General features: G+C 62.7%; 27 protein-coding genes and 1 tRNA gene. 10 read left to right on the forward strand and 18 right to left on the reverse strand.

Annotated features, from left to right (window positions below; translation table 11 throughout):
- Window positions 1-18 precede the first annotated feature (18 nt).
- The 12 genes from rplX to rplC are packed head-to-tail and all read right to left on the reverse strand — an operon-like array spanning window position 19 to window position 5,653.
- Window positions 19-375 (reverse strand): 50S ribosomal protein L24, encoded by a 357-nt coding sequence (rplX, locus tag SynRS9902_RS01780; RefSeq protein WP_186509757.1) that lies wholly within the window; start codon window positions 373-375, stop codon window positions 19-21.
- A gap of 2 nt (window positions 376-377) precedes the next feature.
- A complete protein-coding gene (gene rplN / locus SynRS9902_RS01785; RefSeq protein WP_006851211.1) occupies window positions 378-743 on the reverse strand; it encodes a 50S ribosomal protein L14 in 366 nt (121 codons plus the stop codon).
- Window positions 740-1,036, reverse strand: coding sequence for a 30S ribosomal protein S17 (gene rpsQ, locus SynRS9902_RS01790; RefSeq protein WP_006850241.1), 297 nt, complete (start codon window positions 1,034-1,036; stop codon window positions 740-742). Before rpsQ ends, rplN begins: the two co-directional genes overlap by 4 nt.
- A gap of 17 nt (window positions 1,037-1,053) precedes the next feature.
- Window positions 1,054-1,263 (reverse strand): 50S ribosomal protein L29, encoded by a 210-nt coding sequence (gene rpmC, locus SynRS9902_RS01795; protein WP_115010469.1) that lies wholly within the window; start codon window positions 1,261-1,263, stop codon window positions 1,054-1,056.
- Between the two features lie 2 nt (window positions 1,264-1,265).
- Window positions 1,266-1,742, reverse strand: a complete 477-nt coding sequence (gene rplP, locus SynRS9902_RS01800) for a 50S ribosomal protein L16 (protein WP_006851743.1) — start codon at window positions 1,740-1,742, stop codon at window positions 1,266-1,268.
- Window positions 1,743-1,758: 16 nt separating this feature from the next.
- Window positions 1,759-2,487 carry a 30S ribosomal protein S3 gene (gene rpsC, locus SynRS9902_RS01805; RefSeq protein ID WP_186509758.1) on the reverse strand — a complete coding sequence of 243 codons (729 nt, stop codon included), beginning with the start codon at window positions 2,485-2,487 and terminating at the stop codon, window positions 1,759-1,761.
- A gap of 20 nt (window positions 2,488-2,507) precedes the next feature.
- On the reverse strand, window positions 2,508-2,873 hold the full coding sequence (gene rplV / locus SynRS9902_RS01810) for a 50S ribosomal protein L22 (protein ID WP_011363387.1): 366 nt from the start codon (window positions 2,871-2,873) through the stop codon (window positions 2,508-2,510).
- A gap of 3 nt (window positions 2,874-2,876) precedes the next feature.
- Entirely contained in the window at window positions 2,877-3,152 is a 276-nt protein-coding gene (gene rpsS, locus SynRS9902_RS01815) for a 30S ribosomal protein S19 (protein WP_006849645.1), read from the reverse strand.
- 35 nt (window positions 3,153-3,187) lie between these two features.
- A complete protein-coding gene (rplB, locus tag SynRS9902_RS01820) occupies window positions 3,188-4,051 on the reverse strand; it encodes a 50S ribosomal protein L2 (RefSeq protein ID WP_006851794.1) in 864 nt (287 codons plus the stop codon).
- 15 nt (window positions 4,052-4,066) lie between these two features.
- Window positions 4,067-4,369, reverse strand: coding sequence for a 50S ribosomal protein L23 (locus SynRS9902_RS01825; protein ID WP_006850625.1), 303 nt, complete (start codon window positions 4,367-4,369; stop codon window positions 4,067-4,069).
- Window positions 4,362-4,997: a 50S ribosomal protein L4 gene (rplD, locus tag SynRS9902_RS01830; RefSeq protein ID WP_114987276.1), complete on the reverse strand. Its 636-nt coding sequence runs from the start codon at window positions 4,995-4,997 to the stop codon at window positions 4,362-4,364. Before rplD ends, SynRS9902_RS01825 begins: the two co-directional genes overlap by 8 nt.
- Window positions 4,997-5,653, reverse strand: a complete 657-nt coding sequence (gene rplC, locus SynRS9902_RS01835; protein WP_115010470.1) for a 50S ribosomal protein L3 — start codon at window positions 5,651-5,653, stop codon at window positions 4,997-4,999. The genes rplD and rplC overlap by 1 nt, the downstream gene beginning before the upstream one ends.
- Window positions 5,654-6,034: 381 nt before the next feature.
- Here rplC and ndhN point away from each other — a divergent pair, with 381 nt between their 5' ends.
- From ndhN to recA, 6 genes are all read left to right on the forward strand, one after another.
- Window positions 6,035-6,496: an NAD(P)H-quinone oxidoreductase subunit N gene (ndhN, locus tag SynRS9902_RS01840; RefSeq protein WP_186509759.1), complete on the forward strand. Its 462-nt coding sequence runs from the start codon at window positions 6,035-6,037 to the stop codon at window positions 6,494-6,496.
- Window positions 6,463-7,494: an LdpA C-terminal domain-containing domain gene (locus SynRS9902_RS01845; RefSeq protein WP_186509760.1), complete on the forward strand. Its 1,032-nt coding sequence runs from the start codon at window positions 6,463-6,465 to the stop codon at window positions 7,492-7,494. Before ndhN ends, SynRS9902_RS01845 begins: the two co-directional genes overlap by 34 nt.
- A gap of 22 nt (window positions 7,495-7,516) precedes the next feature.
- Window positions 7,517-9,157, forward strand: a complete 1,641-nt coding sequence (locus SynRS9902_RS01850; RefSeq protein WP_186509761.1) for an AAA family ATPase — start codon at window positions 7,517-7,519, stop codon at window positions 9,155-9,157.
- A 102-nt stretch (window positions 9,158-9,259) separates the two neighbouring features.
- Window positions 9,260-9,331, forward strand: a tRNA-Gln gene (locus SynRS9902_RS01855).
- A gap of 9 nt (window positions 9,332-9,340) precedes the next feature.
- Window positions 9,341-10,090: an HAD family hydrolase gene (locus SynRS9902_RS01860; RefSeq protein WP_186509762.1), complete on the forward strand. Its 750-nt coding sequence runs from the start codon at window positions 9,341-9,343 to the stop codon at window positions 10,088-10,090.
- Between the two features lie 86 nt (window positions 10,091-10,176).
- Entirely contained in the window at window positions 10,177-11,298 is a 1,122-nt protein-coding gene (recA, locus tag SynRS9902_RS01865) for a recombinase RecA (RefSeq protein ID WP_186509763.1), read from the forward strand.
- A gap of 2 nt (window positions 11,299-11,300) precedes the next feature.
- Here recA and SynRS9902_RS01870 read toward each other — a convergent pair whose 3' ends face one another.
- From SynRS9902_RS01870 to SynRS9902_RS01880, 3 genes are all read right to left on the reverse strand, one after another.
- Entirely contained in the window at window positions 11,301-11,645 is a 345-nt protein-coding gene (locus tag SynRS9902_RS01870; protein ID WP_186509764.1) for a DUF1815 family protein, read from the reverse strand.
- A gap of 70 nt (window positions 11,646-11,715) precedes the next feature.
- On the reverse strand, window positions 11,716-11,964 hold the full coding sequence (locus SynRS9902_RS01875) for a DUF2839 domain-containing protein (RefSeq protein ID WP_115080391.1): 249 nt from the start codon (window positions 11,962-11,964) through the stop codon (window positions 11,716-11,718).
- Between the two features lie 35 nt (window positions 11,965-11,999).
- Complete coding sequence (locus SynRS9902_RS01880; RefSeq protein WP_186509765.1) at window positions 12,000-13,445, reverse strand: helicase; 1,446 nt, start codon at window positions 13,443-13,445, stop codon at window positions 12,000-12,002.
- Window positions 13,446-13,528: 83 nt separating this feature from the next.
- Between SynRS9902_RS01880 and SynRS9902_RS01885 the strand changes: the two genes are divergently transcribed.
- A complete protein-coding gene (locus tag SynRS9902_RS01885; protein WP_186509766.1) occupies window positions 13,529-14,410 on the forward strand; it encodes a prephenate/arogenate dehydrogenase in 882 nt (293 codons plus the stop codon).
- On the opposite strand, the gene crtD is transcribed toward SynRS9902_RS01885, so the two are convergent.
- A complete protein-coding gene (gene crtD, locus SynRS9902_RS01890) occupies window positions 14,394-15,896 on the reverse strand; it encodes a C-3',4' desaturase CrtD (RefSeq protein ID WP_186509767.1) in 1,503 nt (500 codons plus the stop codon). The genes SynRS9902_RS01885 and crtD overlap by 17 nt on opposite strands.
- 50 nt (window positions 15,897-15,946) lie before the next feature.
- Between crtD and SynRS9902_RS01895 the strand changes: the two genes are divergently transcribed.
- The gene (locus SynRS9902_RS01895) at window positions 15,947-16,834 is read left to right on the forward strand and encodes a fructosamine kinase family protein (protein ID WP_186509768.1); all 888 of its coding nucleotides are present in this window, start codon (window positions 15,947-15,949) and stop codon (window positions 16,832-16,834) included.
- 3 nt (window positions 16,835-16,837) lie between these two features.
- Here the strand turns inward: SynRS9902_RS01895 and SynRS9902_RS01900 are convergent, their stop codons facing one another.
- On the reverse strand, window positions 16,838-17,224 hold the full coding sequence (locus SynRS9902_RS01900; RefSeq protein WP_114987298.1) for a CAAD domain-containing protein: 387 nt from the start codon (window positions 17,222-17,224) through the stop codon (window positions 16,838-16,840).
- Window positions 17,225-17,279: 55 nt separating this feature from the next.
- Here SynRS9902_RS01900 and SynRS9902_RS01905 point away from each other — a divergent pair, with 55 nt between their 5' ends.
- Window positions 17,280-17,741, forward strand: coding sequence for a M67 family metallopeptidase (locus tag SynRS9902_RS01905; RefSeq protein WP_255446172.1), 462 nt, complete (start codon window positions 17,280-17,282; stop codon window positions 17,739-17,741).
- A complete protein-coding gene (moeB, locus tag SynRS9902_RS01910) occupies window positions 17,734-18,870 on the forward strand; it encodes a molybdopterin-synthase adenylyltransferase MoeB (protein WP_186509770.1) in 1,137 nt (378 codons plus the stop codon). The genes SynRS9902_RS01905 and moeB overlap by 8 nt, the downstream gene beginning before the upstream one ends.
- 9 nt (window positions 18,871-18,879) lie before the next feature.
- Here moeB and SynRS9902_RS01915 read toward each other — a convergent pair whose 3' ends face one another.
- Window positions 18,880-20,028 (reverse strand): cob(I)yrinic acid a,c-diamide adenosyltransferase, encoded by a 1,149-nt coding sequence (locus SynRS9902_RS01915; RefSeq protein ID WP_115160560.1) that lies wholly within the window; start codon window positions 20,026-20,028, stop codon window positions 18,880-18,882.
- Between the last annotated feature and the right edge of the window lie 14 nt (window positions 20,029-20,042).

Here is a 20,042-nt window from a genome sequence, read left to right on the forward strand (position 1 = left end):
CGTGGTCAGAAGTCGGGATCAGTCGAGGACTTCACCGGTTTTCTTCAGCCGGCGCTTCTTGGTGCCGTCCGTCTCGACGACGATTTCAACGCGGCTGGCCACCTTTTTGTCGGTGGAATACAGCATCACGTTGGAGGCATGCAGGGAAGCTTCCTCCGTCACGATGCGGCCGGTCTCGCCCTCCTGGGTGGGCTTTTCGTGGCGGGTGCGCATGTTCACGCCCTCCACGACGACACGGTTCTCGTTGGGCAGGGTGCGCAGAACGGCACCGGTTTTGCCCTTGTCCTTGCCGGCGATCACCTGAACGGTGTCGCCCTTGCGGATGCGCATCTTGATGCGCTCGGTGGCCTTGGCCTTGGTGGTTGCAGTCGCCATGGTCAGATCACCTCCGGAGCGAGGGACACGATTTTGGTGAAGCTGCGCTCACGCAGCTCACGGGCCACCGGTCCGAAGACGCGGGTGCCTTTCGGGTTTTTGTCGTCGTTGATGATGACGGCGGCGTTGTCGTCGAAACGGATCGAGTTTCCGGTTTCACGACGCATGGTGGCTTTGGTACGCACCACAACGGCCTTCACCACGTCGGACTTTTTGACGCCCATGTTGGGGGCGGCATCCTTCACAGCGGCAACGATCACGTCGCCCACGTGGGCATAGCGACGGTTGGTGCCGAGGACGCGAATGCACTGAATGCGCTTGGCGCCGCTGTTGTCGGCAACGGTGAGATAGGACTCCTGCTGGATCACTGCTTCACCTCCTGAGCTTCAGCCTTGTTGGCTTCCTCAGCTGCAGCTTTCGGGCTGTGGCTGAGAACCTCGGCGATGGCCCACCGCTTTTGGCGGCTCATCGGACGGGTTTCAGTGATGCGAACGCGGTCACCGACGCGACAGGTGTTGTCTTCGTCGTGAGCCTTGTAACGGGTGGTACGGCTGACCGTCTTTTGATAGATGGGGTGTGGGAAGCGGCTTTCCACCGCGACCACCACCGTTTTTTCCATCTTGTCGCTGACGACGGTGCCGATCCTTTCCTTGACTGCCATGGTTACGGAGTGGGGGATCAGGAGGCGGTGGAGCGCTGGCGCTCCGACTGCACCGTCAGCAGCTGGGCCAGCTTGATGCGGACCTCTTTGAAACGGTGCGTGTTAGCGAGCTGGCGCGTGGCCTGCTGGAAACGGAGTTGGAACAGCTCGCGGCGCAGGCCGTCGATCTGTTCGTTGATGTCCGAATCGGACAGGCTGCGCACATCGGCGGCGTTGGGACGGGCCATGGTCAGGACTCCACGGTGACGGCTTCAGAAGCTGCCGGAGCCTTGGCACCAGCTGACTTCTCCTGCTCATCCAGTTGGATGAACTTGGTCTTCACGGGAAGCTTGTATTGCGCGAGGCGCATGGCTTCCTTGGCGATTTCGGGGGTGATTTCATCACCGCCCATCTCGAACAGGATCCGGCCGGGCTTGATCACCGCCACCCAGAATTCTGGGTTGCCTTTACCGGAACCCATCCGGGTTTCGGCAGCGCGCATGGTGACCGGCTTGTCGGGGAAGATTCGGATCCAGATTTTCCCGCCACGCTTGACGTAGCGGGTCATGGCACGACGGCTGGCCTCGATCTGGCGCGAGGTGATCCAGCCACATTCCTGTGCCTGCAGCGCGAATTGTCCGAAGGCAATGGTGTTGCCCCGGGTGGCGACGCCGCGCATGCGGCCTCGCTGCTGCTTACGGAATTTGACGCGTTTTGGACTCAGCATGGTTCAGGCCTCCTGTTCAACCCTCGTTTGAGCGGTCTTCGAACTGTTGGGGCCGACGGCTGGCCCGGCGCCGGGGGGCAGCACCCACCGGCATGGGCTGAGCCTGTTCGCTCAGCACTTCGCCCTTGAACACCCAAACCTTGATGCCGAGCACGCCGTAGGTCGTGCTGGCCACCTTGGTGGCGTAGTCGATGTCGGCACGCAGGGTGTGCAGGGGCACCCGACCCTCGCGGGTCCATTCCGTCCGGGCGATCTCAGCACCGTTCAGGCGACCGGAGACCTGGATCTTCAGACCCAGAACGCCGGCACGCTGAGCGCGCTGCACAGCCATGCGGATGGTGCGGCGGAAGGCCACACGCTTCTCCAGCTGCTGGGCGATGTACTCGGCAAGGAGGAAGGCATCACCGTCGACGCGTTCGACCTCGACAACATTGATGCGCACCTGACGACTGGAGTCGCCGATGGTCTTCTGAATGCCGGAGCGAAGCTCTTCGATGCCGCTGCCTTGACGGCCGACCAGCACGCCGGGGCGTGCGGTCTTGAGTTCAACTTCCATTTGATCGGCCTTGCGGGCGATCAGCACATCACTGATGCCGGCGGAGCCGTACTTCTTGTGGATGAACTTGCGAATCCGGTCATCCTCCTGGAGGAGGGCCGGATAGTTCTTGCTGGAGGCGTACCAGCGTGACCGGTGTTCCTGGGTGATCCCCAGGCGCAGACCGGTTGGGTTGATTTTGTGTCCCATTGGGTCAGAGTCCTCGGGGGTCAGGAATCGGTCTGAGCCGCCACAGCAATGCTGATGTGGCAGGTCTGTTTCTTGATCTGGTAAGCCCGGCCCTGGGCGCGGGGGCGGTAGCGCTTCATGGAGGGGCCCATGTCAGCGGTCGCGCTCGAGATCACCAGAGATGAGGGGTCGAGACCGAGGTTGTGCTCAGCGTTGGCCACCGCAGACCGGAGCACCTTGGTGATCGGGCCGGTGGAGCGGTAGGGCATGAACTCGAGCATGATCAGCGCGTCGCGATAGGTGCGGCCACGGATTTGGTCGAGCACACGGCGCACCTTCGACACGGAGCCTCGGATGAAGCGACCGTGAGCCTGGGCGGTGGGTGCCGTTGGGGTTGACGATGTCATGGTTTAGCGGCCTCCTTTCTTGTCTCTGATGTGGCCCTTGAAGGTGCGGGTGGGAGCGAACTCTCCCAGCTTGTGGCCCACCATCTGCTCGGTGATGAACACCGGCACATGGGTGCGGCCGTTGTGAACCGCGATCGTGTGGCCGATCATCATCGGCAGGATCGTGGAGGCCCGTGACCAGGTCTTGATCACAGACTTGTCGTCGTTGTCGTTCTGCTTTTCAACCTTGCGAAGCAGGCTGTCGGCAATAAACGGACCTTTTTTGAGTGAACGTCCCATAACGGTTTAAGCAAGCGGATAAGTGATGGTTTGCATCAGGAATCGCGTCCGCCACGGCTCCGCTTGGAGGTCTTGCGACGCTTCCGGAGCACATATTGGTTGCTGGGTTTGTTCCGCTTGCGGGTCTTGAGACCGAGGGCGGGTTTGCCCCAGGGGGTCACTGGGCCGGAACGGCCGATCGGTGCACGACCCTCACCACCACCGTGGGGGTGATCGCAGGGGTTCATCACACTGCCTCGAACCTGAGGACGGCGACCGAGCCAGCGGCGACGACCGGCCTTACCCAGGCTGGTGTTGCGCATCTCGGAGTTACCGACCTCGCCGAGGGTGGCGTAGCACTCGCGGCGAACCAGGCGAACCTCGGTGGAGGGCAGCTTCAGAGCGACGTAGTCGCCTTCTTTCGCCATCACCTGGGCACTAGCACCGGCGGTACGGACCATCTGGCCACCACGACCGGCGTAGAGCTCAACGCAGTGAACCGCCGAACCGAGGGGCACCGAGGACAACGGCATGGCGTTGCCGTTTTCGATCGGGGCATCAGGGCCGGAGACCACGGTCTGGCCCACCTGAACTCCTGCAGGAGCAAGGATGTAGCGCTTCTCGCCATCGGCGTAGAAGAGCAGTGCCAGACGCGCGTTGCGGTGCGGGTCGTAGTGAATCGCGGCCACCTTGGCGGGGACACCGTGCTTGTTGCGACGGAAATCCACCACGCGATAGAGGCGCTTGTGGCCACCACCGCGGTGGCGGCAGGTGATCACACCGCGGTTGTTGCGGCCCTTGCGGCGGTGTTTGGCCACCACCAGGGTCCGCTCCGGCTTGCGGCTGGTGATCTCACTGAAATCAGTGACCACCCGGGTGCGGGTACCGGGGGTGTAGGGGCGGAAATTACGGATTGCCATGACGATTCAGACCCCTCAGGACTCAGGGAAGAGTTGGATCGAGTTGCCCTCCGCCAGGCGCACCACGGCTTTCTTCACCTGGGCACGTTTGCCGGCGAAGCGACCCATGCGACGGGAGCGTCGCGGGGGATTCATGGTGCTGATGCCGGTGACCTTCACATCGAAGAGCTGCTCAATGGCGGCCTTGATGTCGGGCTTTGCGGCGCGGTGGTCCACCTCGAAGGTGTACTGGTTGATTTCGAGGGCGCGGGTGGCCTTCTCGGTGATCAGGGGACGGCGGATCACATCCGCCAGGCGTCCTTGGAAACGTTCAGTCATCGCCGTAGACCTCCTGGATGGTTGCGAGAGCTTCCTCGCCCAGCACCAGAGCATTGGCGTGGAGCAGGTCGAAGACGTTCAGCTGATCTGCGGAGATCAACTTGACTTTCTCCAGGTTGCGCACGGAACGGCGCACAACATCGGAGGGGTTCGTCAGAACGATGAGCACCTTGGAGCCGGCAGCAACACCGAGGCGACCCAGAGCATCTGTGATCTCACGGGTCTTGGGGGCCTCCAGCGAAGCACCGAAGTCCTTCACGACGGTCACATCGTCAATGCGGGCCATCAGAGCGGTGCGCAGGGCCAGACGACGCTCCTTGCGGTTCATCGCAAGGTTGTACGTGCGGGGCTTGGGTCCAAAGATGATGCCGCCGCCGGGTTTCAGAGGAGTGCGGATCGATCCCTGACGGGCCCGACCAGTTCCTTTCTGCTTGTAGGGCTTGCGACCACCACCGCGCACTTCTGAGCGGGTGAGGGTGCTGGCGGTTCCTTGGCGTGCATGGGCCTGCTGACGCAGAACTGCCCGATGCATCAGGTCAACGGCGGTGGTCTCTTTGGCCACCTTCAGGTCCAGGGTTGCCTTGCCGGCTTCCTTGCCCTGCCAATCACGAACGACACAACTGGCCATCACTTACCTCCTTTGGCGGGCTTGGCGCCCACGCGCAAGGCCGGGCGGATGTTGAGCAGCGCACCAGGCTTGCCGGGCACGGATCCCTTCACCACCAGCAGGTTGTGCTCGCTGTCCACCTTGAGGATGGTCAGGCCGCGGGTGGTGATTTTCTTGCCGCCGTAGCGACCGGCCATCCGCTTTCCGGGATAGATGCGGCCCGGGGTCGTACCGGCACCGGTCGAACCGGGCTCGCGGTGATTCTTCGAACCGTGGGTCATCGGACCCCGGCTGAAGCCGTGGCGCTTCTGGTAGCCAGCGAAGCCGCGGCCGACGGTGTCACCGCTGACGTCCACCTTTTGGCCGGCTTCGAAATCGCCGACGGTGATGGCGCCACCGAGTTCAAGACCTTCAACGCTGTCGACGCGGTATTCGCGCAGATGACGTAGAAGGCCCTCACCGGATTTGTTGAGGTGACCCTGGGCGGGCTTGTTGATCAGCTTCTCGCGGGTTTCGCCAAAGCCGATCTGTACTGCGGAATAACCGTCAGTGTCGTCGTTTTTGAGTTGGGTGATGCGGCAGGGGCCGGCTTCGATCAAGGTGACCGGAACAGCTCTGCCCTGCTCGTCGAAGAACTGGGACATACCCAGCTTCTTCCCGAGGATGCCAATGGACATGGATGGGGAGGAAGCGCCAGCGTGGACAACCACCAGGCGGAGAACCGCATGGGGTCAGGTGCTGATCGATTGGACGCAGACGTGGTTCGAAGCGGAACTCCCGAAGGAGTGGATTCGAATGGGCTAGCGAACGATTCAGCGAGGCTGGGACTTGCATCTGCACGATGTGCTGTTGCAGTTTCCCGACGGAGATTTCCGAAGAAAGCTTCCGTACTGGCCTGGGGATTCGACGCAATCGTCGAATCTGTTCTGCCGACTGGAGGCCCGGCTAGCGGACGGGCACAGAAACACAGAACAAACAACGAACCTACAACACCGACCTTCCCTCTCCCCTGATCCCTCTGCCTGCTGCCAGAATCTCCTCCAATCCCTGTAGCTGCCATGCCTCTGCTTCTCACCGGTCAGGCATTTCGCCGTGATCTCGAAGCCAATGGTTGTCTGGCGGTGCAGGCTCCGCTCGAAGGCGGTGCAGAAACCCGTCTATTAAGACGTCTGCGCGGCGCCGGTTACAGCACCCGCATGACTTCGGCCCGTGGTCTTGGTGATCCGGAGGTGTTTCTCACCCAGAAGCACGGCATTCGTCCGCCCCATCTCGGCCATCAAAGCGTTGGTCGTGGTGCTGCTGTGGGAGAAGTGCAGGAGGTGGCTCCCCAGCTCGGCGACCTGTTTGAAGGTGATGCTCCCGTGGCTCTTTGGCTGCTGGAAGGCCAGGTGCTCTCGCGCTCCGAACTTCTTTCGCTCTGCGATCTGTGCAAGCGCGAACAGCGTTTACGCATCATCGTGGAGATGGGTGGTGCTCGTAGCCTGAAGTGGGAACCGATGACTACATATCTGAAGGCCTGACGCCTGACGACGCCCTCGTTCAGGGGCGCTGGGTCAAGCTGATCTGTGGGGCAAGCAACCAGGATCTGCCAGCCATTGCCGACCTGACCGCAGTCTTTGCGGCTGTTGGTGTTCATTGCGTTGATGTGGCGGCCGATCCAGCGGTTGCCCTGGCAGCGCGTCGCGGCCTGGACTGGGCTGAGGCGCAAACAGGGCGTCGCCCTTGGCTGATGGTGAGCCTCAGTGATGGCACCGATGCTCACTTCCGCAAGGCCTGGTTCGATCCTGGTCGCTGTCCGGTGGACTGTCCGCGGCCCTGCGAAAGGATTTGTCCGGCGGCAGCGATTCCGTCCGTTGCTGGCATCGACCAACACCGTTGCTATGGCTGCGGCCGCTGCCTGCCGGCTTGCCCCCATGGCTTGATCGAGGAGCGCGACCACCGTTTGGCCCCTGAGCAGGTGATCTCCCTGCTCCAATCGATTCAGCCCGATGCTGTGGAGGTTCACACCGCATCTGGGCATGACGAGGGCTTCGCAACGCTGATCCAAAGCCTTCAGCAGCAAAAGGTTCCCTTGCGGCGCTTGGCTGTGAGCTCCGGCTTGGAGGGCCACGGCGTGAAGGCCGATCAGTTGGCTGATTTGCTTTGGCGTCGCTACTCCCGCTTGCGGCAAGCCGGTTACAGACCCCTCTGGCAGCTGGATGGGCGTCCGATGAGCGGCGATGTGGGGGCTGGCACCGCGTGGGCTGCAGTTCAGCTCTGGCGTGCCATGCGGAGTCTGGCCCCGCCGGGCCCGCTGCAGTTGGCAGGTGGTACCAACGCCGCAACGCTGGAGTTCTTGCGTCCGACGGAGCGACCGGCTGGCATCGCCTTTGGTGGTGTGGCCCGTCGCTTGCTGATGCCTGTGCTGGATGAGGCGCAAACCCGTGGTCTTGCCCTGTGGCAATGGCCCGAGGGTTGGAAGCGTGCCCTCTCCCTCGCGCGTCCATTGGTGGCGCCATGGCTGCAGCGCTCTTGCTAGAAGGCTGAAACGCGCAGATCCCATGGGCACGCAACGGGTCACCGACGATCTGGATCGCCTTCTCGAGCTCCTGCCGGATGCCGTGCAGGAGCAGTTGCGGCCGGAAGACGCGCGAGAGCAGTTGCTTGAGGTGGTGCTCGATCTGGGTCGGGTTCCAGAAGCTCGTTATCCGGGCCGTGCCCTGGCGTTGGGTTCCACGCCTTTGTCCCGCCAGGATCTAACGGCTGTGGTGGCGAGGCTCGGTCAGTTTGGTGGCGACAACCGGGCGGGAATTGAACGAACGCTTCACCGGATCAGTGCGATTCGCAACCGTCAGGGTGAGGTGGTCGGTTTGACCTGCCGGGTGGGCCGAGCCGTGTTCGGCACCGTTGCCATGGTGCGGGACCTCCTGGATGGAGGGCAGTCCCTGTTGTTGATGGGGCGCCCGGGTGTTGGCAAGACAACGGCGTTGCGCGAGATCGCCAGGGTGCTTGCCGATGAGCTGGATCGGCGCGTTGTTGTCATTGACACGAGCAATGAGATCGCCGGTGATGGCGACATCCCCCACCCCGCGATTGGTCGGGCCCGCCGCATGCAGGTGGCCAGGCCTGAGCTGCAGCACCAAACCATGATCGAGGCGGTGGAAAACCACATGCCCGAAGTCATTGTGATCGATGAGATCGGCACGGAGCTGGAGGCGCAGGCCGCGCGCACCATCGCTGAACGTGGTGTAGTTCTCGTCGCCACAGCCCACGGCAATGCTTTGGCCAACCTGATCAAGAACCCCACCCTCAGCGATCTGGTGGGGGGCATTCAGGCGGTCACCCTCGGGGATGAGGAGGCCCGGCGGCGGCGCAGTCAGAAAACGGTGTTGGAGCGCGCCGCTGAACCAACGTTTCCGGTGGCGGTTGAAATGCACAGCCGGCAGCGCTGGGCCGTACACACCGACGTTGCCGCCACCGTGGATCAACTGCTCCGGGGCCTGAAGCCAAGGGTTCAGGAGCGCGAGCTGACGCCTGAGGGGGGCGTTCAGCTGGTGGACCCGCCTCAGGCTTCCGGTTTGCTGCGGCCTCCGTCCCAGCGGTCGTTTGCGGATCAGCCGGTTTCCGCTCCCGTGCCCATGCCTGCAGCCAGTGCCCGAGGGGCCAGTGCGGCAGAGGAACCACCTCCGCCGGAGACCAGCGCCGAGCATCTGCAGGTTCTCTGTTGCGGGGTTCCACCTCGTGTTGTGGAGGAGGCCATCCGTTCCCACGGTTGGAAGGCGCGGGTTGTGGAGGACTTGAGTGAGGCTGATGTGGTGTTGAGCGTTCGGCTGGGCCTTAGTCGTCAACCATCACTGCGCCGTCAGGTCAGGGATCTGGGGATCCCGATCCTGGTGATCAAGTCCGACACCCTGCCCCAGGTGACCCGTGCCATGGCACGTCTTCTGCGCCGTCAGGCCACCGAAACAGCCGCTGAGGTCACTCCGCCGGATCGGGCCTCTCAGGACGATGAATTGGCTGCTCTCGAGGAATGCCGGCTTGCGGTGGAACAGGTGGTGATGCCGCAAGGCAGGCCGGTGGAGTTGCTGCCTCGCAGTGAGCGTGTTCTCCGGATGCAGGCCGACCTTGTGCGCCGTTACCGACTGCGCAGTGATGTCTTCGGTGAGGCTGAAATGTCACGCCTGAGGGTTTTCCCCCGCTGATCGGCCGTCGGTTGGTTCGCCCGGTGGATTGACGAAGGGTTGGCTGCTGTGGGTAACTATGTGTACTCCGGTGATCCGCAGGTCGCGGTTCAAACGGATCAATGGGCCGTCGCCAAGTGGTAAGGCAGCGGGTTTTGGTCCCGCCATTCCTAGGTTCGAATCCTAGCGGCCCAGTTTTTGTCCATGAATGATCGCCCCCTCCTGGTCTTCGACTTCGACGGGGTCATCGTTGATGGCATGGCGGAGTACTGGTGGAGTGCTTGGCATGCCTGTCGTCGTCTTGAGGCTGCTCCAGAGGGCTTGACGCCTGATCAGGTGCCTGACGCCTTCCGACAGCTGCGGCCGTGGGTCCATCACGGTTGGGAGATGGTTCTGCTGGCCGCGGAGCTGCCGGTGCTGAACCTTCAGGATTGGCTGCGGTCCTACGGGGAAGCGCAGGCCTCGGCACTGCAACGGCGTGGATGGCGGCCGGAGCAGCTGCAGGCGGCCCTCGATGACGCCAGAGATCAAGCCGTTCAGCAGAACCGTTCGGCCTGGTTGGCGCTGCATCGACCTTTCCCCGGTCTGGTGGAGCGGCTGCAGCAGTTGGAGGCTGAGGGGGTGGACTGGTCCGTTCTGACCACCAAAACCCAGGCCTTCACAGCTGAACTGCTGAACAGCCTCGGCCTGCATCCTTGGCGCCTGGATGGCCGTGAGGCTGGCGCCAAGCCTCAGGTTCTGCTTCAGCTTCAGCAGCAGCGAAGGCTGTGTGGCTTCGTGGAAGACCGCCGGCCGACGCTGGAGGCGGTGCGCTCAACGCCAGGGTTAGAAAAGTTGCCCTGTTTTCTGGTGAGTTGGGGCTATCTTCGCCCGCAGGATCAGAGCCGTCTTCCCTCAGGGATTGCCCTGCTCCATCCAGATCGTTTTCGGGCCCCCCTGGCGCAATGGCCCTGATTCGTTACGGTACGCTTGTACTACCTGAGACGATTCGGCGCTTCTGTGGCATTGGATCTCTCGTTCCTTAGTTTCAGGTCCTTTTCATGCCTGCAGATATGAAATCCGGCGCTTCCGATCCCCGTTCCTCCGGCGAGAGGGACAAGGCGCTGAATCTGGTGCTGGGTCAGATCGAGCGCAATTTCGGTAAGGGATCGATCATGCGGCTGGGCGATGCCTCCCGCATGCGGGTGGAGACGATTTCCACCGGTGCGCTGACCCTTGACCTCGCTTTGGGTGGTGGATACCCGAAGGGCCGCGTGGTGGAGATTTACGGCCCTGAAAGTTCCGGTAAAACCACGCTCACCCTGCACGCGATCGCTGAAGTGCAGAAGTGTGGTGGTGTGGCGGCCTTCGTGGATGCGGAGCATGCCCTGGATCCCGTTTATGCCGCTTCTCTGGGCGTTGATGTGGAGAACCTGCTGGTCTCTCAGCCCGACACCGGCGAGATGGCGCTGGAGATCGTTGATCAACTGGTGCGATCGGCGGCGGTGGATCTGGTCGTTGTCGACTCGGTGGCTGCCCTCACCCCCCGCGCTGAGATCGAAGGTGAGATGGGAGATCTGGCGGTTGGCGCCCAGGCGCGTCTGATGAGTCAGGCGATGCGGAAGATCACCGGCAACATCGGCAAGTCGGGTTGCACCGTCATCTTCCTCAACCAGCTGCGTCTCAAGATTGGTGTGACCTACGGCAACCCTGAGACCACCACTGGAGGCAACGCGCTCAAGTTCTATGCCTCGGTTCGCCTCGACATCCGTCGGATTCAGACCCTCAAGAAGGGAACTGAGGAATTCGGCATCAGGGCCAAGGTGAAAGTGGCGAAAAACAAGGTGGCGCCCCCCTTCCGCATTGCCGAATTCGACATTCTCTTTGGCCGCGGCATCAGCACCTTGGGTTGTCTGCTGGATCTGGCTGAAGAAACGGGTGTTGTTGTCCGTAAGGGCGCCTGGTACAGCTACGAGGGAGACAACATCGGTCAGGGTCGCGACAACACCATCACCTGGATGGAGGAGAACCCGGATGCAACAGCCACCATCGAAACGCTGGTGCGTCAAAAGCTGACGGAGGGCTCTGAGGTGAAGTCGAATTCCATGCGGCCTTTGGCTGCCGCTGCGAAGGCGGCTGCTGACAAGCCCGTTGTGGCAAAGGCTCCGGAAGCCGCCGCCTGATCTCAGGCGGCCTGGGCCAGGGACTGCATGGCGCGGACCTGGCCTTCCTGGGCCAAATCAGCCATCCGCTGCAGTTCCTGGATGGCTTCTGCTCCCTCCAGCTTCACCAGTTCTCGGCCGTTGCGGGATTCCACCCAGCTGATGCCGAAGTCGGAGACAAGAAAGCGCACCATGTGGCCATCGCCGATGTCAGCCACAAACGAAGCTCCATGGCCATCGCGGCCGTCGCCACAGGAGTAGCAAGTGGCTGTCAAGCCTGCGCTTTGAAGGCTGCTGGCTAGGGCCTGCAGGCTCATTACCAGGTCTTCAACGACGGATCTGTAGTGCTCGGCGAGGCGCGGAAACATAACTGAGTCTCCATTGAGACCCAGTCTAAAGGTTTTCTTTGGTTTTCGTTTGTTGGGTTGAGAAGGTTGCTCAGGGGGTATCCGCAAGCGTCCACCAACCGGCGGCTGGGCCGATGAAGCGCACTGTGACCCATAGCACCACCATTCCCCCGATTCCAATCCAGGCGCCACGGGTGGTCACCGCCATGAACTGCTGCGTCTGATTGCGGGTCAGCGGAAGCCAGGACACCACCCGTGGGGAGGTGTCCACAGCTTTGGTGCTGGCTTTGGTTTGACGAGGGGGTAAGCCTTGGGCAGCCCGGCGGCGTGCTTCTCCCATGCACTTCTGAGCGTTGCAAGGAGGCTAAGTGTTGTTCACTCCGGCAGCAGTCGCTGCAATGGAATCCAAGGTTCCAGTCGATTCAGCACCTGATCACCCCAGCTGCGCCCTCGCAGGCGGCCATCGAGGATGGCCAGGCGACCACCGCTGCGGCGCAGCGGCGCTATGGCGGCAGGGATCAGGCTCAGAGCTTCCGGCAGCAGCAGGGTGCGGAACCAGTCCTCTCCCTGCTGTTTCAACCGCTCCACCCGAGCCGAGGTGAGCGGATTGTCCAGGCTGGCGATGGGGAGCATGCCGACAATCAGCTGTGCTGGGGCCGGCAGTTGCTCCTGATGCTCCAGCCACCAGTCCCAGTTGCAGGTCACCACGCCATTGCTTTCGGGTGCTGTCGACTCATGCACCACACGGCGTCCGAATTCCGCCGCCAGGGAGCTGGTCAGCTGCCGACGCAGCTGGTCGTCATTGATCAGAACAAGGGTGAGCCCCGCCTGGCCAAGGATGAGCCTTCTGCTCTCCTCCAGGAGATGTTGGGCGTAGATCCGGGTGTTCGGCAGCGGCTGGCGCCGCGGGGCATAGAGGGGGAGCGGTTCATTAAGCTCCCGTTCCCGCAGTGTTGCCCGCACGCCGGGAGCAACGCCGGCTTGTTCAAATTCCAGATCAAGCCTGGCGTTGTCTCCATTGCTGCTGAACATCAGGCAGGGGTGATCCAGCAGCACCCCTCGCAGCAGTTGGAGGGGTTCGAGGGGGGCCAGCTTCCAGCGCCACTGGAGCAGCCGGTGATCCAGTTCAGCCCACTGACTCCACTCCGCCGGGTTGATGCTGCGGAGGCTGTTCCACGGTTCAGGGCTGGCTGGCATCAGCTGGAGCAGGTCACGCAGGGCCTGCCCGGCTGAGCCCTCGAGTCGCACGGCGCCATACGGCCTCGTGGCATCAGCGAACAGCTGCCGGCTCATGCGGTCATGCAGCTCCAGCAATCCGGATTCCGCCTGGGGACAGGCCTGGCGCAGCTCATCCCAGTGCTGATGCTCGATCTCCAAGGTGAGAGCGTTGCGCATCCGCCGGCTCAACTGATCCATCTCCGGAATCAGCAGTTGCCGTTGGCCCAAGTGGCCGTCCCGATGGGCCTGAATCAGCTCGCCAACATCCATCAGCCAGAGCTGAGGACCCTCAGGAGGGGTCGGTCCCTGCCAGCAGGGGAGCCTCAGGCCCTGGTTGCGGAGACGGGGCAATTCCAGCTGGAGCAGACGCCGGCGCTGGGGGGCCGTCAGCACCAGCGCCCCCGCTTCGGGAGCCAGGCACAGCGGCACCAGCAGACCGAGCCACCAGCGTTCGCTGCTGCTGGGGGGGAGCTGAACGAGTGTTGTGTCGCGACGCCTCAGGCTTCGTGCCACCAGCCGGCTCAGGGTCAGGTGGTGGGGCCAGTCGGATTCCTCCTGACGGAGCAGGGTTTTGATCTGGTGGTGGGCCTGGGCTTCCAACATCGTCAAACCCTAAGCAGGGTTCCCCTGGCGATTGGTTCATGGCAATCCATCCATCAACATGGCTTCACGACCCTGCGGGAGAGATGGCGGTGCAACCGGGACGTGTGGGGATCGTTGGCCTTGGCTTGATCGGGGGATCCCTTGGTCTGGATCTGCAGGCGCGGGGCTGGACGGTGCAGGGCCTTGTGCATCGTCAGGCCACGGCGGATCGCGCCATGGCCCGAGGGCTGGTGGGCGCGGTGTCGACCGATCCCAGCTGCCTCTCGGGTTGCGACCTGGTGATCCTGGCGTTGCCCATTCCCTTGCTGCTGAACCCACCTGATGAGCTCATTGCGGCCCTGCCTGAAGCAGCGGTGATCACCGATGTTGGTTCGGTCAAACAACCTGTGTTGGAGGCTTGGCGCCAGCGGCATCCCCGCTTTGTGGCCAGTCACCCCATGGCAGGCACAGCTCAGGCGGGCGTTGAGGCCGGTGTATTGGATCTGTTCCGCGGCCGCCCTTGGATCGCGACTCCGGATCAAAAAACAGACCCCGCTGCCCTGGCTCACGTTCGTGATCTGGCCGTCAGCGTGGGTGGCCATTGGCTGACGGCCACCGCGTCCCAGCACGACCAGGCTGTGGCTCTGATTTCCCACATGCCTGTGCTGGTGAGTGCTGCACTGCTGCGGGCAGTCGGCGATGAACGGGATCCGGAGATCCGGCAGTTGGCGATGGTGCTGGCGTCCAGTGGCTTTGCCGACACCAGTCGTGTGGGTGGCGGGAATCCCGAGCTGGGGGTGGCGATGGCCTCCACCAATCGGGATGCGGTGTTGCGTGGCTTGGCGGCCTACCGCTGGAGCCTGGAGCAGCTCGAAGATGCCGTGCTCCAGCAAAACTGGTCTCAGCTCGCGTTGGAACTGCGCCGAACGCAGACCCTGCGCCCGGATTTTTTGAGGGCACCAGGGGAAGTCAGCTCCGAAAACTGAGGGGTTGACCCCGTTCGGCCCTGAGCTGCCGGCAGGCATTGAGGGCTGACAGGCTCACCCCCGCTGTGCCCTCGCCCGGATGAAGGCTGTCGCCGCAGAGCCAAAGCCCCGGTATGGGCGTTCGTCCTGCCAGGCCGAAGGGGCCGAACCGGCTTGGATGCTGTCCAAGGCCCCCGACCATGCCGTTGGGACGGCCCGTCCAGCCGGCGAAGCCACGTGGTGTTGCCAGTTCAGCGTGCAACCAGGCGTCGTCTTCGAGCGAGAGCCAGCGGTTCAATTCGGCTTGGATAAGGTTCAGCATCTCTGTTTTGCGCTGCTGGTACTCCGGCTCCGGCAAGCGGCACCAGTCACCTGTTGGGGTGAACACGCTGGCAATCAAGGTGGCCTGCCCCTGGGGCGCACGCCCATCGCCCTCGCGGCTGATGGAAACGAACAGAGGCCCTGGGGATGCGCAGCCCCGCTGGAGATGGCCTGGGCAGGAATGTGGCAGTGCATCACGCCGCACTGCTCCGTAAAGCACCAGCGCACCACTGGGTTCATGCAGGTTGTCCAGTCGCTTGCGGTACCCCTGGGGCAGTTGATCCGGTTCGATCAGCTCCTGCAGGCACTGGGGCGGCAGGCTGCAGACCACATCGCGGCTGTTGCGTTGGTGTTCCGTGCCCTTGCCGGTGCTGATCGTCACCTGCCAACCGGATGAGCGGGGCTGCAGCTTGGTGACCCGATGCTTCATCAGTACCGTTCCGCCGTCGCGCTCAATGGCTGCCACCAGCTGATTGCTCAACACCTGCATCGATCCCTTCAGATGCCAGAGCCCGAGCGGTGCTTGGGCCATATGCAGGACGGTTGCGCCGTACAGCGCCGCTGTGCCATCGGCTGGTTCCTGGGAGTACAGCTTCAGCTGGAGGTCGAGAAAGCGCCGCAGCCGTTGATCGTCACCGCACCCGCACAGCTGCAACAGATCGGCGATGGTCAGACCTGTGAACAGTCCCGATGCCAGCGTTGCGGGCCGAAGGGCCCGCAGCAATGTGCCGAGATCCCAGAGGGAGCGCGGCGTCACCACAGGGTCCTGGCTGGCGAACTGCCAGTTGCTGGCATGCAACTGATGGCAAAGGCTCCAGAAGCGCTGGCTGCCTGGGAATTGACGTTCACGCTCGGCGGCCCAGGCGTCCGGGTCATGCCAGAGCGAAATGGGAGGGGAGCCATCGCCAAGGTCGACCACACAACCTGGGTCCAGAAGCTCTGCGCTGGGCAGAGGCATGTCCAGATGCTTCAGCAGTCGCGCATGACTGCCTCCGGGCTCCAACCCAGCCACCTGGGTCGCCCCAACATCGAACACCCATGGACCACGCCGGAACGTTCCCGCACAGCCCCCCGGTTGTTGATGCGCTTCCAGCAGCGTGACCTTGACGCCATCGCGGGCAAGGAGTGCCGCTGCCGTCAAGCCAGCGATCCCACCGCCCACCACGATCACGCTGGAATCGCTCACTACGCCCTGAAGAATCGGGCCATGCTGGCAAGACAGGGGGCCTGCTGAGGATGAAAAGCGAACTGCGTCGGGATCTCACCGCGAAGGATGGGCCATTGGCGGGGGCTGTGATCACAGACGTCTCCCCCGTTGGTGGGGGCTGCATCCATCAGGCCTGGAAACTTCGCCTCCGTGATGGCCAGGTGTTGTTTGCCAAAAGTGGTGGCGCCAGCGCTCTACCCCTGTTTGAGGTGGAGGCGGAGACCCTCGAGGCCCTGCATGCCCAAGCTGATGCCTCGTTCCTGGTTGTGCCGCAGCCCATCGCTCTGGCAGCACTTCCCCACGGTGCGGTGCTTCTGTTGCCTTGGCTGGATTTTGGTGGCAGCGACCAAACAGCCCTTGGCCGGGGTTTGGCCTTGCTGCACCAGTCGTCGATGGCCTCCAGCCCAGCTCGTTTCGGCTGGCACCGGGACGGTTTCATCGGCGCTGGGTCTCAACCCGGTGGTTGGCGTGATGACTGGGGATCGGCCTTCGTGGAGCTCAGGCTGCGCCCGCAACTCGAGATCCTTGATGGGTTGCAGCAGGATTTGACGGATCTAAATCCGTTGTTGCTGCGCCTCGCACAGCATCTGAACGAGCATCAACCGTGTCCTGCGTTGGTGCACGGCGATCTCTGGGGTGGGAATGCTGCCAGCCTCAGCGATGGACGGGGGAGCATTTTTGATCCCGCCAGCTGGTGGGCTGATCGGGAAGTTGATCTGGCTATGACCCGGCTGTTCGGCGGCTTCGGTGAAGCCTTCCGCTCGGCTTATCGGGAGGTGATCCCCGATGCTTCAGACGCTGACGGTCGGGTGGAGATCTACAACCTGTACCACCTGCTCAACCACGCCAATTTGTTTGGGGGGAGTTATCTGAGCCAATGCCGAGCCAGTCTCAAGGATCTGGCTCGGCAGCTTTGAGGATCAGCCCAGGTACTCCTTCCGGAGTGTTTGAACACGCTGAACCAGGGCATTGCGCTTGTCGCTGGTGGTGAGGTTCTTCCAGCTCCATTGCCCCACCACGACCACGCCGAGCAGTTCCAGCAGACCAGGAACGATCGGCAGCAGATTGATCGTGTCGAGGATTCCCTTGATCAGGATCTGGGCAATGATCACGGCGGCAAAGATGCCGACGATCTTGCCGATGCGTCCCATCTGGCTCCAGTCGACCTGATCGAGCGTGTCGTTCACCTTGCCCAGCACGTCGCTGTAGCGCTCAGCGAAGGAGGTGGTGTCCTCCTGCTCAGGGGTTTCGAGGGGTGTCGTCACGGTTGTGGCGGCATCCTTAACTTCAGTGGTGGCGTCACTCATGAGAACGACTAAATCCCTCACAATTTCAGCTGAGCGTATCGGTGCGACGGGGTCTATGCCATCCGTGCTGCAAATTGATCACCGATGCCACACGGATCTGCACCGCATTTTGTTGGCGCCCCATCCCGAAGAAGGCTGCGCCTTGCTGCTGGGACAACGGACGAATTCAGGGTGTTTGAGGCTGACCACGACCTGGCCCTGTTGCAATGTCTGGGGACGGGGTGCATCCGGTCAGCAGCCTATCCACGACCGTCGCAGCAGGTTTCTGGTGGATCCGAGGGAGCAGTTGGCAGCCCAGCGATGGGCGCGGGATCGCCACCAACGTTGCCTTGGGGTGGCCCATTCCCATCCGGCATCCGCGCCCGTTCCCTCGTCCAGGGATCGGCGCTTGGGACAAACGGAGAGTCTGATGTTGATCCTCTCTGCCTCGCTTGGCCTGCGGGCCTGGTGGCTGCATGGGGACCGCAATGTGGATGAAATCCCGATTCAGCTCTGGGACACTCAAAACCATGCATGACCACGCGATGCTGAGTGCTGATGAGCTGGGGCGCTACGCCCGCCATCTGATCCTTCCCGAGGTTGGTTCTGCCGGTCAGCTCCGGTTGAAGTCTGCGTCGGTGCTTTGTGTTGGCAGCGGTGGGCTGGGATCCCCCCTGTTGCTGTATCTGGCCGCGGCAGGCGTGGGCCGCATCGGAATCGTGGATGGAGATGTGGTGGAGCTGTCCAATCTCCAGCGGCAGGTGATCCATAGCTCCAGCGGGGTTGGCGGCTCCAAGGCCCGCTCAGCCGCAGCGCGGATCCACGATCTCAACCCTCACTGCCAGGTGGAGGTGCATGAACACATGCTGGATGTGGGCAATGCTCTGGATCTCATCGGTGCCTACGACCTGGTCTGTGACGGCACCGACAACTTCCCCAGCCGGTATCTGATCAACGACGCCTGTGTGTTGCTCGGCAAGCCCCTCGTCTATGGCTCCGTGCAGCGCTTTGACGGTCAGGTCAGCGTGTTCAACCGCACGTCGACGAGCCCCAATTACCGCGATCTGCTGCCGGAACCACCTCCGCCGGACGCTGTTCCGTCTTGCTCGGAGGCTGGGGTGATGGGTGTGATGCCGGGGCTGATCGGTCTGCTTCAGGCCACCGAAGCGATCAAACTGATCACCGGCATTGGCGAGTGCCTGGATGGTCGGCTGTTGGTGGTTGATGCCCTGGCGATGCGATTTCGCGAACTCACCCTCCGCGTTGATCCCGATCGACCGAGGGTTGAGAACCTGATTGACTACCGCCAGTTCTGCCGCCCGGCGTCATCGGAGATGGAAGCCATCACTGTCATGGAGCTGAAGTCCCTGCTCGACTCCGCTCCAGACGAGATTGCGCTGGTTGATGTGCGCAATCCTGCTGAAGCAGAGGTGGCTTCGATTGAAGGGAGCCACTTGGTGCCGTTGGCTTCGCTGGAGAGTGGAGAGGCGATCGATCGCATTCGTGCATTGGCAGAGGGACGGCGCCTTTTGGTGCACTGCAAGCTCGGGGGGCGCTCTGCCAGGGCCGTTGAGCTGTTGGCTCAGAAGGGCATCGCGGCAACGAATGTGACCGGTGGAATTGATGCCTGGTCTCAGCAGGTGGATCCTGCAATCCCTCGCTACTGAACCTGAGGGTTAGTAATCCACCCCTCGCTTCAGGTCGACGCCCTGTTCGGCGTAGTGCTTGTGGCACACCATTTCGGAATGAATGCTGGCCAGATCGAAATAGGCCGGAGGGTTTTTGCAGCGCCCGGTGATGATCACTTCTGTTTCTGCCGGTTTGCGCAGCAGGGTTTGCAGGATCGGTTCGACGGGCAGCAGCTCCAAGTCGACTGTGGGGTTCAACTCATCGAGGATCACGGTCTTGTAGAGCCCGCTGGAGATGGCGGCCCGTGCGATCTCCCAGGCCCGCTCGGCTTCCACGTAGTCAATCGGCTCCTGCTGGCCCCGCCAGACGATGGCATCGCGGCCGGAGCGGAGGTGGTCCACCAAATGGGGATAGCTCTCGCGCAGGGCAGCAATGGCTGCATCTTCGGTGTAACCGCTGCCGCCTTTGAGCCACTGCAGGATCAAGACCCGATGGCTCTTGTCCTGGCTGATGCCCCGCCCGATGGCCTGCAGCGCTTTGCCCAGCGCACTGGTTGATTTGCCTTTGCCTTCACCGGTGTAGATCTCGATGCCGCTGCTCACATTGAGAGGCACCACCCGGTTGTCGTTCATGCCCGGACGGCGATGGGCCCGCATCTCAGAGTGGAGGTCGGCCTCACGTACCAAGGGGGCCGGTGCGGCGCGACCGGTGACGATGATCTCCATCCCCTCCGGCCGGTTGCTGAGGGTGCGCACCACGTCCTCCAGGTCCAGCAGGCCGAGATCGAGCACAGGATTCAGCTCGTCCAAGACCACCACCGAGTAGAGGGCACTGGCGATCGCGCCCTTGGCGATCACCCAGCCCCGCTGGGCTTCGTCGCGGTCGAACCGGGTGGCTTCATCAGCGGTGAAGTGATCGGCCCGTCCGGTGCGCAGATGGTCGATCAAATGGGGGAAGCCCTGCTGCAAAGCTTCGATGGCCGCATCCTCGTCGTAGGCCCGTCCTGGGCCCTTGAGAAAGCGCAACAGCAGCACCCGGGTCTGGCGCTGCTCGCAGATGCCGAGGCCGATGGTGCGCAGCACAACCCCTAGGGCTGCTTGGCTTTTGCCCTTGCCTTCGCCGTCATAGATGTGCAGCTGTCCATGGCTGCGCTCGCGGCTGTCCGCTGCGGTGACAATGCCGATGCTTCGAGGCATGGGGACAGCTCTTA

It is taken from the genome of Synechococcus sp. RS9902 (assembly GCF_014279635.1).
Lineage (GTDB): Bacteria > Cyanobacteriota > Cyanobacteriia > PCC-6307 > Cyanobiaceae > Parasynechococcus.